We start from the raw sequence: 17,649 nt of genomic DNA, 5'->3' as shown, positions 1-17,649 counted from the left end.
TAGCTGTTATGGAAGGTGGAAAACCAGTTGTTATCGCTAATGCAGAAGGCGCAAGAACTACTCCATCTGTTGTAGCATTCACAAAAACAGGTGAAAGATTAGTTGGTGAACCTGCAAAACGTCAGGCTGTAACAAATTCTGATAAAACAATCTCTTCAATTAAGAGACATATGGGTACAGAATTTAAAGTAACAATTGATGACAAGAAATTCTCGCCACAAGAAATTTCTGCAATGGTTCTTCAAAAATTAAAAGCAGATGCAGAGGCATATTTAGGAGAAAAAGTTTCAGAAGCTGTAATCACAGTTCCTGCATACTTTAATGATGCTCAAAGACAAGCAACTAAAGATGCTGGTAAAATCGCTGGTCTTGATGTAAAACGTATCATCAACGAGCCAACGGCAGCAGCATTAGCATATGGTCTTGATAATGAACATGAACAAAAAATCATGGTATACGATTTAGGTGGTGGTACATTCGACGTATCTATCATTGAAATCGGTGATGGTGTTATCGAAGTATTAGCTACAAGTGGTGATAATAGACTTGGTGGTGATGATTTCGATGAAAGAATCACAAGATACATGATCGATGAATTTAAGAAAGCAGAAGGCGTTGACTTATCTACAGATAAGATGGCCCTTCAAAGATTAAAAGAAGCTGCTGAAAAAGCTAAGAAAGAATTATCATCAGCTACAACTACAAACATTAACTTACCATTCATCACTGCTACAGCAGAAGGTCCAAAACATTTTGATATGAACTTAACTCGTGCAAAATTCGATGAGTTAACTCATGACTTAGTTGAAAGAACTACAACTCCAGTTCAAAATGCACTTCGTGATGCTGGTTTAACTGCAAGTGAACTTGGTCAAGTATTATTAGTTGGTGGTTCTACAAGAATCCCAGCTGTTCAAGATAAAGTAAAACAATTAACAGGTAAAGAACCAAGTAAATCTCTTAACCCAGATGAATGTGTTGCTCTTGGTGCATCTATCCAAGGTGGTAAATTAGCAGGAGATGCTGGTGCAGGAGACATCTTATTACTTGATGTTACTCCATTGTCATTATCAATCGAAACAATGGGTGGTATCGCTACAAAATTAATCGAAAGAAATACAACTATCCCAACTAAGAAGAGTCAAATCTTCTCTACAGCAGCTGATAACCAAACAGCAGTTGATATCAACGTAGTTCAAGGTGAAAGACAATTCGCTAAAGATAATAAATCACTTGGACAATTCAGACTTGATGGTATCGCACCTGCAAGAAGAGGTGTTCCACAAATCGAAGTTACTTTTGATATCGATGCAAATGGTATCGTAAACGTATCTGCAAAAGATTTAGGTACTGGTGCAGAACAACACATCACAATTACTGCTGGATCTAACATGTCAGATGCTGATATCGAAAAAGCAGTAAAAGAAGCAGCTGAATACGAAGCACAAGATAAAGCTCGTAAAGATGCAGTGGATACTCGTAACGATGCAGATGCTATGGTATTCCAAACAGAAAAAGCATTACAAGAAGCTGGAGATAAATTAGATGCTAATGATAAAGCAGCAGTTGAAGCTGACTTAGCTCACTTAAAAGAATTAATCGAAAAGAGCAATCCAGAAGTAATGTCAGAAGGTGAAGTTGCAGATATCAAAGCAGCAAAAGAAAAATTAATGACAAGTGCTCAAAACTTATTCGCTAAATTATATGAACAAACACAAGGTGCTGCTGGAGCAGGTCCTGATATGTCAGGTGCTACTCAAGGTTCAGCTGATTCTTATACAGCAGATGATGTAGTAGACGGAGACTACAGAGAAGTATAGAATCGTTCATACTAATATTTCGCTTGACGAAAGATAGAAATTTCAGTATTATAGGGCTTATGAGTCCGTTACCGAGCAAACAGATAGGCGGTCTAATTATTAGGCTGCCTATTGTTATATAGGTAGTATGGAAGGCATTAAGCCTCCAATTGAATAGATATAGGGTAGGAAAGTATAAGTGTAGTTAGAAAGTCACAAGGACTAGGTATTATTTGTGACGGTTAGGAGACATAGTATGGCAGATAAAAGAGATTATTATGAGGTCCTTGGCGTAGCCAAGACAGCAACCGATGCAGAGATTAAGAAGGCGTATCGTGTACTGGCAAAAAAATATCATCCAGATACAAATCCTGGAGATACAGAAGCCGAAGCAAAATTTAAAGAAGCTTCCGAAGCGTATGCAGTTCTAAGCGATCCAGACAAGAAGAGACAGTACGATCAATTTGGTCATGCAGCATTCGAAGGTGGTGCAGGTGGAGCTGGTGGATTTGATTTCAGCGGAATGGATATGGGAGATATCTTTGGGGACATCTTTGGAGATATCTTCGGTGGTGGAAGAAGTCGTTCACGTAGCAATGGGCCAATGAAAGGACAAAATGTCCGTACAAGTGTAAGAATAACATTCGAAGAAGCTGTATTTGGTGTTGAGAAAGAATTGGATCTTACTTTAAAAGATGATTGTGCAACATGCCATGGTACTGGTGCAAAACCAGGTACAACTGCTTCTACATGTTCAAAATGTGGAGGTAAAGGTCAAGTTGTATTTACGCAACAGTCTTTATTTGGTATGGTAAGAAATGTTCAAACCTGTCCAGATTGTCGTGGTACAGGTAAGGTTATTAAAGATAAATGTACTGACTGTAATGGAACAGGTTATATCAGTAGAAGAAAGAAAATTAAAGTTTCTATTCCAGCTGGTATTGATAATGGTCAAAGCGTTCGTATTCGTGATAAAGGAGAACCAGGTATTAATGGCGGTGAAAGAGGAGATTTACTTGTAGAAGTTGTAGTAAGTAGACACCCTATTTTCCAACGTCAAGATTACGATATCTACTCAACAGCACCAATTACCTTCGCGAGGGCAGCACTTGGTGGTGATGTAAGAATCAGTACAGTTGATGGAGACGTTTATTACACTGTAAAACCAGGAACACAAACAGATACAAAAGTTCGCTTACGTGGTAAAGGTGTTCCAACGTTAAGAAATAAAGATGTACGTGGTGACCATTATGTAACATTAGTAGTTCAAGTTCCAACGAAGCTTAATGCGGAACAAAAAGAATTGTTACAAAAATTCGATGAGTCTATCACAGGTAAGAAAGCAGATTCTGTTGAGGCATCAGAACATGATGAAAAAGACAAAGATAAAGAAAAAGGCAAGAAAAAAGGCTGGTTTAATAAATAATTAAATCACTGATAAAAATAATCCCAAGAAGCTGAATGCATAAGACGACCTTTCTATTCGTCATATGCACACACCTTCTTGGGATTTTTAGTGTAGGATATTAGAATGAGCTAGTGTTTAAGATTTTGACACTTTACTATGTATTATGATATAATATCAATTTGGGCGAATATATATATAAATATTTTAGTAAGTAGCGGAGTGAAATATGAATATCCGTTTTTATAAATGGAAATAGATTTAGATATAAATCGTAAAGTTTAAGGAGAGAAGAAATTGAAGTGGACTAAATTTTCATTAGAAACAACTACGCAGGCAGTGGATTTGGTTAGTAATATGTTAGATGAACTTGGTATTGAAGGTATCGAGATTGAGGACAAGGTTCCTATAACGGAAGATGAGAAAAAAGAGATGTATATCGATATCGTGCCTGACTTAGGCGTAGATGATGGAAAAGCTACTGTAAGTTTCTACATCTCAGATGGTGAAGATTCAGATAGAATCTTAGCGAATGTAAAGAATGGCCTTGTAGAGTTAGCTGACTTTGTTGAAGTAGGTGATATGGAGATATCTGTATCAGAGACAGAAGATAAAGACTGGATTAACAACTGGAAACAATTTTGGAAGCCATTCCGTGTAGCAGACGATATTATTATCAAACCGACATGGGAGACTTTAGAAGAGAAGAATGAGAATGATTTAGTTATAGAGATCGATCCAGGTACAGCGTTTGGAACAGGAAGTCATGAGACAACAAGACTTTGCATTCAAGGACTTAGAAAATATATTACAGAGGATACCGTACTACTTGATGTAGGTAGTGGCAGTGGAATCTTATCAATCATTGGGTTGAAATTAGGTGCAAAATTAGCATTAGGAACGGATATTGATCCCAATGCAATTCATGCAATGTACGATAATGCAAAAGTGAATGGAATTACAGAAGAAGAGTTCACTGTTAAAATCGGAAATATTATAGATGACCATATACTTCAAGAAGAAGTCGGTTTTGAAACGTATGATATAGTTGTTGCAAATATCCTTGCAGATGTTATCATTCCATTGTCTTCAGAAATCGGACAACATTTGAAAAAAGGTGGTCTATACATTACATCAGGAATTATCTATATGAAACGTGATGAAGTAAAAGACGCCATTGAGAAGAATGGATTTACCATTATTGAAGAGAATGAAATGGGCGAATGGGTATCGTTTGTTGCAAAAAAATAGGTTGTTGGAGGCAAAACGCATTTAGTTTATCGAAGGCTTTTTAACGTCATATTATGACACAAAACACGCTTCACACCTAAGTTACTTCTAAGTGTGTGCGAAAGTGGTTTCACAGTGGTACGGAAACGTCCTCAACATGACTTCCGTGTCATGGTGAGGACTGGCTCGGCGTCCTTGCCTCGCCTTCCTAAGTTTACAGCACACACTAAGAAGTACTATAGGTGTACGCTATCGTTTTTTAGCCATAATATGAAGTCAAAAAGCTTATATGTAAAGTTATGATCGTTTTGCAAAGATTTACGTAGTATAAAGTATAGACTTTTAAAGGGTTTTGCAAAGATTCACGTAGTATAATGTACAGATTTTCAAAGCATTTTGTAAAGAATTAAGTACTATAAAGTGTAGATTTTTAGAGATTTTTGCAAAGATTCACGTAGTATAATGTATAGATTTTTAAAGCATTTTACAATGAATTAGGTAGTATAAAGTGTAGTTTTTTTAAAACGTTATGTAACGATTTAAGTATTATAGATTGCAGGGTTTAAGTCGTTTTACAAAAATGCTTTATATTGATATGCTACAGATTTTAGATATGTTTTTTGCACATTATTTTAGAAAGGGCATGGTTATTATATGTACCGATTTTATATAGAACAAAGTCAGATTCATGATGAGTATATAACGATTGAAGGTTCTGATGTGAATCATATTAAGAATGTGCTTCGTATGAAGATTGGTGAGGCTATGATTCTTTGTGATGGGCAAGGTATGGATTATCATTGTACGATTGATTCGTTATCAGGTGATTTCATACAAGCAAAGATAGTTAAGGCAGAAGATACACAAACGGAGTTACCGGCTAAGATCTATCTATTCCAAGGCCTTCCTAAGAAGGATAAGATGGAATTAATTATTCAAAAAGCTGTTGAGTTAGGTGTGTATCAAGTTGTTCCTGTTATGATGAAGAGAAGTGTTGTTAAGCTTGATGATAAAAAGAAGGAACAAAAGAAGTTAGAGCGTTGGCAATCCATTGCAACCAGTGCGGCAAAACAGTCTGATAGAGGGATTATTCCGGAAGTTGTTCCTGTTATGTCGTACAAGGAAGCTATTAACATGGCGAAAGAGATGGACTTTAAAGTGCTTCCTTTTGAACATGCAAAAGGAATGGGAGAAACAAAAAGAATTATCAAAGAAGTACAAGGCAAGAAATCAGTGGCTGTATTTATTGGACCTGAGGGTGGATTTGAAGACGAAGAGGTTGCATATGCAATGGAGTCGGGGATAAAACCAATTACTTTAGGTAAGAGAATCTTACGAACGGAGACAGCAGGACTCACAATTTTGTCGGTACTTATGTTTGAATTAGAGGGAAAGGAGTAAGTTAATTTAGTTATGAATACACAAGTTAAGGAAGCAGACCAAAATAAGCAAGCCTATTTGGATAATGCTGCGACAACAAGAGTGTTTGATAGCGTACGTGATATTATGATGAAAACACTTGAAGAAGATTATGGAAATCCATCATCCATGCATGCAAAAGGTGTAAATGCAGAAAAATATATAACAGATGCTAGAAATATAATTGCCAAAAGTCTTAAAGTAGATCCAAAAGAAATTGTATTTACTTCAGGTGGTACAGAGTCCAATAATATGGCGCTTATTGGAACGGCTTTAGCTAATAATAGATCAGGAAAACATATTATTACAACCAATATTGAACATGCTTCTGTGCATAACCCTCTTATTTTCTTGGAAAGTTGTGGATACGAAGTAACTTATCTGCCAGTAGATGGTAATGGCAGGGTAAAGCTTGACAAATTAGAAGAAGCAATTCGTCCTGACACAATCTTGGTTTCCATTATGTATGTAAATAATGAAGTTGGGGCAGCCCAAGATGTTGAAGCAATTTCAAAGTTAGTTAAATCAAAGAATGGGAATACACTATTCCATGTTGATGCGATACAAGCTTTTGGAAAATATAAAATCTATCCAAAAAGATTAGGAATTGATTTATTATCTGTAAGTGGTCATAAGATTCATGGACCTAAAGGTGCTGGCTTCTTATATATTAAAGATAAAGTAAAAATCAAACCAATAATCTACGGTGGAGAACAACAAAAGGGTATGCGTTCAGGGACAGAAAATGTTCCAGGAATTGCCGGTTTAGGAAAAGCAGTAGAAGAGATGTATACGAATCATGAGCAGAAAGTAGCACATCTATATGAGTTAAAACAGTATTTAATCGATGAAATTAGAAAGCTTGAAGGAACTACAGTAAATGCGGTAGATTTACCGACATTACAAGAAACAGCTCCTCACGTTGTTAGTATAAGTTTTGATGGAGTTCGAAGCGAAGTATTACTTCATTCTCTTGAAGATAAAGGTGTTTATGTATCTTCTGGTTCTGCATGTGCATCAAATCATCCAGGTCTTAGTGGTACCTTACGTGCAATAGGAGTAAAGAAAGAATTATTAGATTCAACAATTCGATTTAGCTTCTCTGTTAATACCACAAAAGATGAGATTAATTATGCAATTGAGCAGCTTAGTGCAATCTTACCAATTTTAAGAAGATATACAAGACACTAAATGAGAATTCAACTAATAGAATTGTGATATACAACGAAAAATTATGATGTACAAAAAAGAAAGGCACAGGTGCGAATATATGTTTAAAGCATTCCTAATCAAGTATGCTGAAATCGGAATTAAAGGAAAGAACCGTTATTTATTTGAAAATGCATTACGTGATCAAATCAAATTTGCATTAAAGGATATTGATGGCGAATTTTATGTATCAAAAGAGCAAGGAAGAATCTATATTGAAGCTTTATCTGAATTTGACTATGAGGAGACAGTAGAAGCTCTTCAAAGAGTATTTGGTATCGCAGCAATATGCCCAGTAGTAATAATAGAGGATACGGCATGGGATAATCTTGTAAGTAAGGTAGGAGATTTCGTAGAAAATCAATATCCAGATAGAAACTTCACCTTCAAAGTAGAAGCAAAACGTGGGGATAAACAATACCCAATCAAATCTCCAGATATCTGTATCGACATGGGAGCAGCATTACTAGATCGTTTCCCAGAGTTGAAAGTAGATGTAAGAAATCCTGAAGTACGTATTAATGTAGAAGTTAGACATAAGGCTTATGTATATTCTATGATAATCCCAGGTCCAGGTGGAATGCCAGTTGGTACGAATGGAAAGGCTATGTTATTGTTATCAGGCGGTATTGATAGCCCAGTTGCTGGTTACATGATAGCAAAACGTGGTGTTAAAATTGATGCAGTTTATTTCCATGCTCCACCATATACAAGTGAAAGAGCGAAACAAAAGGTGGTTGATTTAGCTAAGTTGGTTGCCAGATATTCAGGACCAATCAACCTTCATGTTGTTAACTTTACAGATATTCAATTATACATCTATGAGAAGTGCCCACATGATGAATTAACAATTATTATGAGACGATATATGATGCGTATTGCACAGACAATTGCAACAAATACTAACTGCCTTGGATTAATTACTGGGGAAAGTATTGGACAAGTGGCAAGCCAGACTATGCAAAGTCTTGCAGCAACGAATGCAGTTTGTGAAATCCCAGTTTATCGTCCAGTGATTGGATTTGACAAACAAGATATTGTAGATATTGCAGAGAAAATTAATACGTATGAAACATCAATCTTGCCATTTGAAGATTGTTGTACTATATTCGTAGCAAAACATCCAGTTACAAAACCAAACATAGGTGTAATTGAACGATCAGAGCGTAATCTAGAAGAAAAGATTGATGAGTTAGTAAAAGTAGCATTAGAGACAATAGAAACTATAGAAGTAGAATAAAAAGTAAGAAAAATAAAAAGAGGATACATTGTATCCTCTCCATAAGTAACTACTTTCTCACGCGTATATAACAAAAGCATGTTAATTATTCAACGATATATGGTGCAAGTGCTGTTAAGATAGTATCAACACTTTCTTCATTGTGAATGTTTAAATCAATTGGTTTTGATAAATCTAAACTGAAGATACCCATTATTGATTTTGCATCAATTACATATCTACCAGAAACTAGATCAAAATCAGAATTGAATTTTGTTACTTCATTAACGAATGCTTTTACCTTATCAATTGAATTTAAAGAAATTTTAACTGTTTTCATAGTAAAAAATCCTCCTTTGGTGTTTGTATTTAAACAATAGAATTGCTATGATTTCGCTTGTTGTTCTATCGCTTAGTATACTATTATACTACATTTTCAACATAGAAAAGTCAATATGCAATATAGATAAAAAAAGGCAGTAACAAACGTGAGAAACGTCAAAAAATTTTTCCATGTTTTAGAAAGGAATAAGAATGAGTAATCAAAATAATCCGACATCTAATGGTAAAAAAGTAGCATTCTTAACATTAGGATGTAAAGTGAATTCATATGAAACGGAGGCAATGGAACAATTATTCAAAGATGCTTCTTATACTGTAGTAGATTTTAATGACCTAGCAGATATTTATGTGGTAAACACTTGCACAGTAACAAATATAGCAGATCGTAAATCAAGACAGATGCTTCACAAGGCAAAGAAAAAAAATGAGAATGCAGTAGTCGTTGCGGTTGGATGTTACGTACAGGCGGCAAAAGAAGCACTTGAACAGGACGAAGCGATCGATCTAGTTGTTGGTAACAATCAAAAGAAACAGGTTGTATCTATAGTAGAGGCGTATCTGGAAAATAGTACTTGTATTGATGCAGTTATTGATATTGCTCATGATTCAGAGTATGAAGAATTAGCAATTGGTTCTTTATCAGAAAAAACTAGGGCTTATATGAAGATACAGGATGGATGTAATCAGTTTTGCTCATATTGCATTATTCCTTACACAAGGGGAAGAATACGAAGTAGAAAGAAAGAAGATATCTTAGCTGAAGTACAACGATTGGTAGAAAAGGGATATAAGGAAGTTGTATTAACAGGTATTCACTTATCTTCTTTTGGTATGGATAATAGTTCGGCACAGGAGTATGATCAAGCAATAAATGAAGCACAAAGTACTCCGTTATTACAAGTGATCACAGAAATTAGTGAGGTGGAGGGCTTGGAGCGAATTCGTCTTGGGTCATTAGAGCCAAGAATAATCACGGATGAATTTGTTAAGACTTTAAGTAAGAACAAAAAATTCTGTCCTCATTTCCACTTATCGCTTCAAAGTGGTTGTGACGCAACCTTAAAGAGAATGAATCGTAAATATAATACGACTATATATTTTGAAAAATGTGAACTATTACGAGAGTATTTTGACAAACCCGCCATTACAACAGATGTTATAGTTGGTTTTCCTGGTGAAACAGAGGAAGAGTTTGAGATTACAAAAGAATTCCTTAAGAAGGTGAAATTTGCTCAAACACATATTTTCAAATATTCAAAGAGAAAAGGTACGAAAGCTTCCACTATGGAAAATCAAGTCGATGAAAGTATTAAACATAAGCGTAGTGAAATATTAATTGGACTTGATAAAGAAAATAATCATTCATATAAACAATCATTTATCGGTGAAGAAGAAACCGTTTTATTTGAAGAAGCTGTAACAATTAATGAGAAATCTTATGTAGTAGGACATACAGCAAGATATGTTAAAGTTGCTGTAGAAGGTGATGAGTCATTAATTAATACAATTGCTCCAGTAAAGATACGTGATTTTATTACAGATGAAATTTTGTACGCTTGTTTTGATTCAAATGGTCTACCTTTATAGCAATAATACTGTAAAAAAGTTACAAAATAATGCAACTCATCAATTATTCAAAATAATACATTGAATTTTTAGCTCGGATATATTAATATATTTATAACAGAGAATAATGATTAAGCAATAAGTTGCAAATTGCTAGAAAAGGGAACGTGATAATATGCAAGACATTAGTAATACTCAATATTTTAAAGTACAAAAGGAACCGGAGATTCAAGTAAGTGAAGTGATTGCCACAGTATTCACTGCATTGGTGGAAAAAGGGTATAATCCTGTAAATCAAATCGTGGGCTATATTATGTCAGGAGATCCTACTTATATTACAAGCCACAAAGGTGCGAGAAGCTTAATCATGAAGGTAGAGCGTGATGAAATCTTAGAAGAACTTTTGGAGAATTATATTAATACGAGAATAACAAAATAAAAATCATTCTAGAATTGGTGTTCCATTATGTACCGTAGATGTAACATAATGGAAACCTTGTCAGAATTGTTATAGTTATGGATTGGAGAATTTATGCGAATAATGGGGCTAGATTATGGCTCAGTTACAGTTGGTGTGGCAATTAGTGATGCACTATTATTAACGGCACAAGGAATCGAAGTAATTCGAAGAAAACAACCAGATAAGTTAAGGCAGACACTAGCTAGAATTGAGGAATTAGCCAAAGAATATGAAGTAGAAAGTATTGTTCTTGGATATCCTAAGAATATGAATAATACAGTTGGTGAACGTGCGCAAAAATCAGAGGAATTTGCTGAGATGTTACGAAGACGTACAGGGCTTGAAGTAATATTATGGGACGAAAGACTAACAACCGTTGCAGCGCATCAAGCGCTTATTGAAGGTGATGTTCGTAGAGAAAATCGTGCTAAAGTTGTAGATAAAGTTGCTGCAGTTTTCATATTACAAGGGTATCTAGATAAGTTAGCTATGGAACGAAATAGTGTACAAACTATGGACTGTATGAGCGAAGGAGAATAATTAATGGAAGAAAAGCAAGAAAAAATTGTGTTTACTACACAAGATAATGAACAGATAGAATTCTATGTATTGGAACAGACGATGATCAATGGTGTGAACTATATCTTAGTAGCAGATTCTGTCGAAACGGAAGAAGCAAATGCATTGATATTAAAGGAATCAGCAAACGAAGCTGATGATGTTCTTTATGATGTTGTCGAAGATGATAACGAATTACAAGCCATTTCAAAAGTTTTTATTGAAATGCTAGATGATACAGAAATTGAATTAGAGAAAGAATAATAAATCGCTCCACGCGATGTTTAGATATAGAAATAGAGTAGAATTTAAGCGTATATATAATCATTGGAATTAATATGTATTTGTTATAGGGTGTATCTCTAATTAATTACGCTTACTTTATTAATATACCTGTACTAACAGGCAGGGAGGCAATATGTCTAATAACCAAACACGTTTTAAAGAATTATTAAAAGAAAACGGATTAAAAGTTACAACACAAAGAATTGCGATTTTAGAAGTTTTGGATAGCAGGCCAGATAACCATTTAACTGCGGAAGAAATATATGATTGTGTCAAAGAAAAATATCCTGAAATCGGACTTGCTACTGTGTATCGTACAACTCAACTATTATCTGAGTTACAATTAATAGATAAATTAAACTTAGATGATGGATATGTACGTTATGAGATAGGAAAGTTAGGAAAAGAAAACTGTGAACACCATCATCATCACTTAATATGTTTAAATTGTGGTAATGTATTTTCTTTTGAAGATGATTTACTTGAGACGCTAGAACAAAGAATAAACGAATCGAAGGGTTTTCGTGTAGTAGACCATGAGGTAAAACTATTTGGTTATTGTATTAAATGCCAACGAATATTGGAAGAAAAATAAAGTAAATATATAGAGGTGCGCTTCGTAGGACGTATACAGGCAGTATAACTGTGGTTCACAATGATTGAAATATAGAATTAAAAAAATCATTGGAGGTGCTATTTTTTGAAAGCAAAAGAAACAAATGGAAAGGGAGTAAAGATCATTCCTCTAGGTGGACTAGAACAAATCGGAATGAACATTACAGCGTTTGAATATGAGGACAGTATCATCGTAGTTGATTGCGGTCTTTCATTCCCAGAAGACGACATGTTAGGTATTGATTTGGTTATACCAGATGTAACATACCTAATGAATAATATCGAAAAAGTAAAGGGGTTTGTGATTACACATGCCCATGAAGATCATATTGGTGGATTACCATATGTTCTTAAGAATATCAATGTACCAATCTATGCAACAAAACTTACAATTGGAATCATTGAGAATAAGTTAAAGGAACATAACTTATTAAAAACTACAAAACGTAAAGTTATTAAGTATGGACAATCTATTAATCTTGGTTGTTTCCGTATTGAATTCATTCGTACAAATCATAGTATTGCAGATGCAGCTGCACTTGCGATATATTCACCAGCAGGAATTATTGTTCACACAGGTGACTTTAAAGTAGATTATACACCAGTATTTGGTGGGGTAATTGATCTACAAAGATTTGCTGAAATAGGTAAGAAAGGTGTACTTGCCTTGATGTGTGATAGTACTAATGTAGAGAGACCAGGCTATACGATGTCAGAGCGAACAGTTGGTAAGACATTCGACAATATATTTGCAGAGAATACAAAGCATCGTATCATTGTAGCAACATTTGCTTCAAACGTAGACCGTGTTCAACAGATTATCAATTCTGCTGTCAAATACAATCGTAAGGTTGTTATTGAAGGTCGTAGTATGGTTAACATTATATCGACAGCATCAGAATTAGGTTATATCAGTATGCCTGATAATGTTTTGATCGATATTGAACAGATGAAAAACTATACGGATGAGCAACTTGTATTAATTACAACAGGTAGCCAAGGTGAAGCTATGGCAGCATTATCAAGAATGGCAGCATCTATTCATAAGAAGGTTACAATCAAACCTGGCGATACCGTAATCTTTAGCTCAACACCAATTCCTGGTAATGAAAAACCAGTTTCTAAGGTAATTAATGAATTATCTATGAAAGGTGCTAAAGTAGTATTCCAAGATACACATGTATCTGGACATGCTTGTCAGGAAGAAATTAAATTAATATATGCACTTACTAAACCTCAATATGCTATACCAGTGCATGGTGAATATAGACATCTTATAAAACATGCGGAAATTGCAGAAAGCCTTGGAATTCCAAAAGATAATATTCAGATTTTATCAACTGGTGATGTTCTTGAAGTTTCAGAAGAAAAAGCTGCTATAGTTGGTAAAGTACCAGCACAAGGTGTCTTAGTAGATGGTCTTGGAGTTGGTGATGTTGGTAATATCGTTCTTCGTGACCGTCAACATCTATCAGAAAATGGTTTATTAATTGTAGTTGTAACATTAGAAAAATACAGCAATCAGATACTATCTGGACCAGATATTGTATCACGTGGTTTCGTATATGTAAGAGAATCTGAAACTCTTATGGATGATGCTAGAGAAGTGGTTAATAATGCTCTTGATAAATGTATTGGCCGCAATATTACCGATTGGGGCAAGATTAAGATGGAAATTAAAGATTCTTTAAGTGATTATGTATGGAAGAAGACTAAGAGAAATCCAATGATATTACCAATTATTATGGAAGTATAAGGGGTAAAGGCGGATTAGTGATGAGTCATAATATAGAGTATCAGTTGAAAAACTTGATTGATTCCATTAAGGATAGTGATGAATATAATCAATATCAACGCATTTATAAAGAATTCACAGAGGATGAAAATCTATTAGCAAGGTTGAATGATTTTCGAAAGAAAAGTTATGACATACAGCTTAATGAGAATTCATTAGAAATATGTAAATCCCTTAGAGAAGAATATAAAGATATTCTGATGCTTCCAAATGTTCAAGAGTTTTTAATTTCAGAGAAAAAAATCAATGATATATTAAGAAATATTAATCATTATATATGGGACAATATTGATTTAAATGTAGATTTTATATAAAAAGAAAAGGGGGTTCACCAATGACGTCAAGATCACAGACATCGAAGCTAGTACTTAGAATATCAAGCGTTGTAATACATGTATTATTAAATGTACTTTTCTATGTTATTGTTGTTATGCTTATAGCTAAGTATAGTGGAGTGGCATTTGATTTTGCTTATCAAGTATTTGGTGAAGTCGCAGCTGCAGAAGCAGGAGAAACGGTGAAAGATGTAACCATCACGATTCAAAAAGGTGAATCAACAATGAGTGTTGCGAGAAAATTAGAGATGAATCGTGTAATTGACAACAAGTATTCTTTTTACTTACGTGCAAAATTATTTGAATCAAATATTAAAACAGGTAAATATATAGTGAATGCGTCAATGACCTATGGTGAGATTATAGATCAAATAAGCAATTATGATAATAACCTGGATAAAGATGAAGATGAAAAGACCAGTTCAAGTACCGATAAGAAGAATACAAATTAAGATGGATACCAAAGGGGTTATTGCAGGGCTAGGTTCTGCAATGACTCCTTTGTATTGTTGAATAGGAAATTGATAAGGAGTACAATCTCATGATAGTAGATGAAAGAATTGCAGCATATATTTTCTCTTTAGAACAGGAGATGCCAGAGAAACTGAATGCGATTGAAAAGCAGGCACTTGCTGATTATGTACCAATAATTAAGAAGCCTACCCAGAGTCTTCTTCGTTTTATGCTACGTTCTTTAAGACCAGAGAATATATTAGAAGTAGGTGCTGCTGTAGGTTTCTCATCCATAATGATGAGTGAATATATGCCAGAAAACTGTCATATCACAACGATTGAGAAGATGCCTGAACGTATAATTAAAGCAAGAGAGAATATAGCCTATGCTAAGAGAGAAGAACAAATTACGTTACTTGAAGGTGATGCAGCAGATATCTTGAAGCAGTTATCGGATGAAGATAAGACATTTGATTTTATGTTTATGGATGCTGCAAAAGGACAATATATTAATTTCTTACCGAATATTATGAAAATGCTTCCTGTTGGGGGTATTTTAATATCTGATAATGTCTTACAAGATGGTGATGTTGTACAATCCCGTTATGGAGTAACTAGAAGAAATCGTACCATTCATTCCCGCATGAGAGAATACCTATATGAGTTGACACATATGAAAGAATTTGATACGATTGTCTTGCCAATCGGGGATGGAGTTACTTTGAGTACACGAATCTAAGTTGTGAAAAATTGCGAAACTGGGAGGTTGTTGAGCATACTTCTTACCTTGTAAACTATACACGAAACACGCTGCTCACCTAAGAACTTCTAAGTGTGAGCGGAAGTCTTTATAAAAGATGCGGACACGCCTTCGATTCGGCATCCTGCCTCAGCTCAGGCTGGCTCGGCGTCCATGCCTCGCCTTCCTTTGGTGTTTAGCTCACACTAAGAAGTACTTTAGGTGCTACCCTATCGTTTCTTAGTATAGTTTTCAAGGTAAGAAGTATGCGGATTTACTTAGTTGAGTTTCGCAAGGTTTATGATATAGATATTAATAATTTACTTATTTCTTAAGAGATAGACGAAAAGATTCGTGTTTAAGGTTAGTTTTAATGGTAAAAGAAAATAGAATTATTACTGAAATAAATAAAGAGAATTAAATAAAAAGAAATAAGCAAAAGCAAACAAAAACAAACAAACCTAAAGTGTAATATCATGAAGACGTAAAGTATATAAAGGAGAACATTAGTACAATGAGCAAAAGAGAGAAACCAGAATTATTAATTCCAGCTAGTAACTTGGAAGTGTTGAAGGTTGCTATTAATTATGGTGCAGATGCCGTTTATATTGGAGGAGAGATGTTTGGTCTTCGTGCTAAGGCGAAGAACTTTTCGAAAGAAGATATGATTGCAGGGATTCAATATGCCCATCAATTTGGTAAGAAAGTTTATGTTACTGCCAATATTACTGCACATAACCGTGACTTAGAAGGTGTTGCAGAATATTTTGAAGAGATGAAAGAGATTAAGCCAGATGCTTTAATTATTTCAGATCCAGGTGTGTTTGATATTGCAAGAGAAGTTATTCCAGAGATGGAATTACACATCAGTACGCAAGCAAATAGCGTAAATTATAGAACATATCTATTCTGGAAGAGAATGGGTGCCCAAAGAGTAGTATCTGCCAGAGAGTTATCGTTACATGAAATTGCTGAGATTCGTAAGAACATTCCAGATGATCTTGAGATTGAAACATTCGTTCATGGTGCAATGTGTATGTCTTACTCAGGAAGATGTTTATTAAGTAATTATTTTACTGGAAGAGACGCTAACTTAGGTGCATGTACCCACCCTTGTCGTTGGAAGTACCATATCGTTGAGGAAACTCGCCCGGGTGAATACATGCCTATCTTTGAGAATGATAGAGGAACGTATATCTTCAACTCTAAGGATTTATGTATGATTGAGCATATTCCAGAGATAATTGAAGCTGGTATCGATAGTCTTAAAGTAGAAGGACGTATGAAAACTGCACTTTATGTAGCTACGGTAGCAAGAACATACCGTAAAGCCATTGATGATTACTATATTAGTGAAGAGACATATCGTAAAAATATTCCTTATTACAAAGAGGAGATTGCAAAATGTACGTATCGTCAATACACTACAGGATTCTTCTTTGGTCCAACAACAAGTGAAACACAAATCTATGATAGCAACACTTATGTGAAAGAATATACGTATCTTGGAATTATTCAAGGTAAGAATGAAGCAGGTATGTATGGTTTAGAGCAAAGAAATAAATTCTGCGTTGGTGATACAATTGAAATCATGAAGCCAAATGGAGAAAACATTATGGCTACTGTAAAACGTATCACAGATGAAGAAGGCACAGATATGGATAGTTGTCCACATCCAAAACAACAAATCTATGTAGACTTTGGTATGGAATTAGAAAATTTTGATATATTACGTAGAAAAGAAGAAGGCGTAAGTTCTGAATGTAATTGTTCATCTTGTCAATAATTGTTGACTTATTATAGGATAAACTAAGAATATCATAAGTTAATTACAACAGCTGTACACTTTTCGTGTACAGCTAATTTATTTTTGCTAATACGAATATACTATTCGCTGCATAGATTAATATATTATATAAACTTTTCTTAATCAGTAGTTACATTTTGATTTTCAATATTCTGATATTCTAAATTTGTTAAAAATTTAAGTACCGAAGTATCTGAGATATTGTTCCGACTTAAATCTAGCTCTTTTAAATGACTCAAATTCTTTAGTACCGATACATCTTCTATTAAATTATTTGATACATCCAAATGCTCTAAATTTATCAGATTACTAAGCATAGATATATCTGTAATTTTATTACTATCTAAATCCAAATATTTTAATTGTGATAGATTTTTTATTGGATCTATATCTTTTATTTTATTGCCTGCTAT

18 protein-coding genes are annotated in these 17,649 nt (G+C 34.4%); 16 read left to right on the top strand and 2 right to left on the bottom strand.

Going from position 1 to position 17,649, the window contains the following annotated elements; translation table 11 throughout:
* From dnaK to thiI, 6 genes are all read left to right on the top strand, one after another.
* The coding region (gene dnaK, locus ACW2QF_RS09675) for a molecular chaperone DnaK (RefSeq protein WP_455715797.1) at nt 1-1,820 on the top strand (1,820 nt) is incomplete at its 5' end.
* A 235-nt stretch (nt 1,821-2,055) separates the two neighbouring features.
* Nucleotides 2,056-3,225 (top strand): molecular chaperone DnaJ, encoded by a 1,170-nt coding sequence (dnaJ, locus tag ACW2QF_RS09670; RefSeq protein WP_455715796.1) that lies wholly within the window; start codon nt 2,056-2,058, stop codon nt 3,223-3,225.
* Between the two features lie 276 nt (nt 3,226-3,501).
* Nucleotides 3,502-4,455: a 50S ribosomal protein L11 methyltransferase gene (prmA, locus tag ACW2QF_RS09665; protein WP_455715795.1), complete on the top strand. Its 954-nt coding sequence runs from the start codon at nt 3,502-3,504 to the stop codon at nt 4,453-4,455.
* Between the two features lie 633 nt (nt 4,456-5,088).
* Complete coding sequence (locus tag ACW2QF_RS09660) at nt 5,089-5,835, top strand: 16S rRNA (uracil(1498)-N(3))-methyltransferase (RefSeq protein WP_455715794.1); 747 nt, start codon at nt 5,089-5,091, stop codon at nt 5,833-5,835.
* 12 nt (nt 5,836-5,847) lie between these two features.
* Nucleotides 5,848-7,044, top strand: coding sequence for a cysteine desulfurase family protein (locus ACW2QF_RS09655; RefSeq protein WP_455715793.1), 1,197 nt, complete (start codon nt 5,848-5,850; stop codon nt 7,042-7,044).
* A 79-nt stretch (nt 7,045-7,123) separates the two neighbouring features.
* Nucleotides 7,124-8,302, top strand: a complete 1,179-nt coding sequence (gene thiI, locus ACW2QF_RS09650; protein ID WP_455715792.1) for a tRNA uracil 4-sulfurtransferase ThiI — start codon at nt 7,124-7,126, stop codon at nt 8,300-8,302.
* Nucleotides 8,303-8,387: 85 nt separating this feature from the next.
* On the opposite strand, the gene ACW2QF_RS09645 is transcribed toward thiI, so the two are convergent.
* Nucleotides 8,388-8,621 (bottom strand): HPr family phosphocarrier protein, encoded by a 234-nt coding sequence (locus ACW2QF_RS09645; RefSeq protein ID WP_167958425.1) that lies wholly within the window; start codon nt 8,619-8,621, stop codon nt 8,388-8,390.
* Between the two features lie 194 nt (nt 8,622-8,815).
* On the opposite strand from ACW2QF_RS09645, the gene mtaB reads away from it, so the two are divergent.
* The 10 genes from mtaB to ACW2QF_RS09595 all read left to right on the top strand — a co-directional run bounded on the left by mtaB (nt 8,816) and on the right by ACW2QF_RS09595 (nt 17,215).
* On the top strand, nt 8,816-10,210 hold the full coding sequence (gene mtaB / locus ACW2QF_RS09640) for a tRNA (N(6)-L-threonylcarbamoyladenosine(37)-C(2))-methylthiotransferase MtaB (protein WP_455715791.1): 1,395 nt from the start codon (nt 8,816-8,818) through the stop codon (nt 10,208-10,210).
* A gap of 154 nt (nt 10,211-10,364) precedes the next feature.
* Nucleotides 10,365-10,628: an IreB family regulatory phosphoprotein gene (locus ACW2QF_RS09635; RefSeq protein ID WP_455715790.1), complete on the top strand. Its 264-nt coding sequence runs from the start codon at nt 10,365-10,367 to the stop codon at nt 10,626-10,628.
* Nucleotides 10,629-10,721: 93 nt separating this feature from the next.
* Nucleotides 10,722-11,189, top strand: a complete 468-nt coding sequence (gene ruvX / locus ACW2QF_RS09630; protein WP_455715789.1) for a Holliday junction resolvase RuvX — start codon at nt 10,722-10,724, stop codon at nt 11,187-11,189.
* A gap of 3 nt (nt 11,190-11,192) precedes the next feature.
* Nucleotides 11,193-11,471, top strand: a complete 279-nt coding sequence (locus tag ACW2QF_RS09625) for a DUF1292 domain-containing protein (RefSeq protein ID WP_455715788.1) — start codon at nt 11,193-11,195, stop codon at nt 11,469-11,471.
* A 154-nt stretch (nt 11,472-11,625) separates the two neighbouring features.
* Nucleotides 11,626-12,087 carry a Fur family transcriptional regulator gene (locus ACW2QF_RS09620; protein ID WP_455715787.1) on the top strand — a complete coding sequence of 154 codons (462 nt, stop codon included), beginning with the start codon at nt 11,626-11,628 and terminating at the stop codon, nt 12,085-12,087.
* Nucleotides 12,088-12,192: 105 nt separating this feature from the next.
* On the top strand, nt 12,193-13,863 hold the full coding sequence (locus tag ACW2QF_RS09615) for a ribonuclease J (protein ID WP_455715786.1): 1,671 nt from the start codon (nt 12,193-12,195) through the stop codon (nt 13,861-13,863).
* Nucleotides 13,864-13,883: 20 nt separating this feature from the next.
* Nucleotides 13,884-14,216 (top strand): YlbF family regulator, encoded by a 333-nt coding sequence (locus ACW2QF_RS09610; RefSeq protein WP_455715785.1) that lies wholly within the window; start codon nt 13,884-13,886, stop codon nt 14,214-14,216.
* 20 nt (nt 14,217-14,236) lie between these two features.
* A complete protein-coding gene (locus ACW2QF_RS09605) occupies nt 14,237-14,689 on the top strand; it encodes an endolytic transglycosylase MltG (RefSeq protein WP_455715784.1) in 453 nt (150 codons plus the stop codon).
* Nucleotides 14,690-14,778: 89 nt separating this feature from the next.
* Entirely contained in the window at nt 14,779-15,429 is a 651-nt protein-coding gene (locus ACW2QF_RS09600; RefSeq protein WP_455715783.1) for an O-methyltransferase, read from the top strand.
* Nucleotides 15,430-15,943: 514 nt separating this feature from the next.
* Nucleotides 15,944-17,215, top strand: a complete 1,272-nt coding sequence (locus tag ACW2QF_RS09595) for a peptidase U32 family protein (RefSeq protein WP_455715782.1) — start codon at nt 15,944-15,946, stop codon at nt 17,213-17,215.
* Nucleotides 17,216-17,355: 140 nt separating this feature from the next.
* Here ACW2QF_RS09595 and ACW2QF_RS09590 read toward each other — a convergent pair.
* The coding region (locus ACW2QF_RS09590) for a leucine-rich repeat domain-containing protein (protein WP_455715781.1) at nt 17,356-17,649 on the bottom strand (294 nt) is incomplete at its 5' end.

The sequence above is a fragment of the Anaerosporobacter sp. genome (genome assembly GCF_965301125.1).
This window is presented reverse-complemented; position numbering and strand designations above follow the sequence as displayed.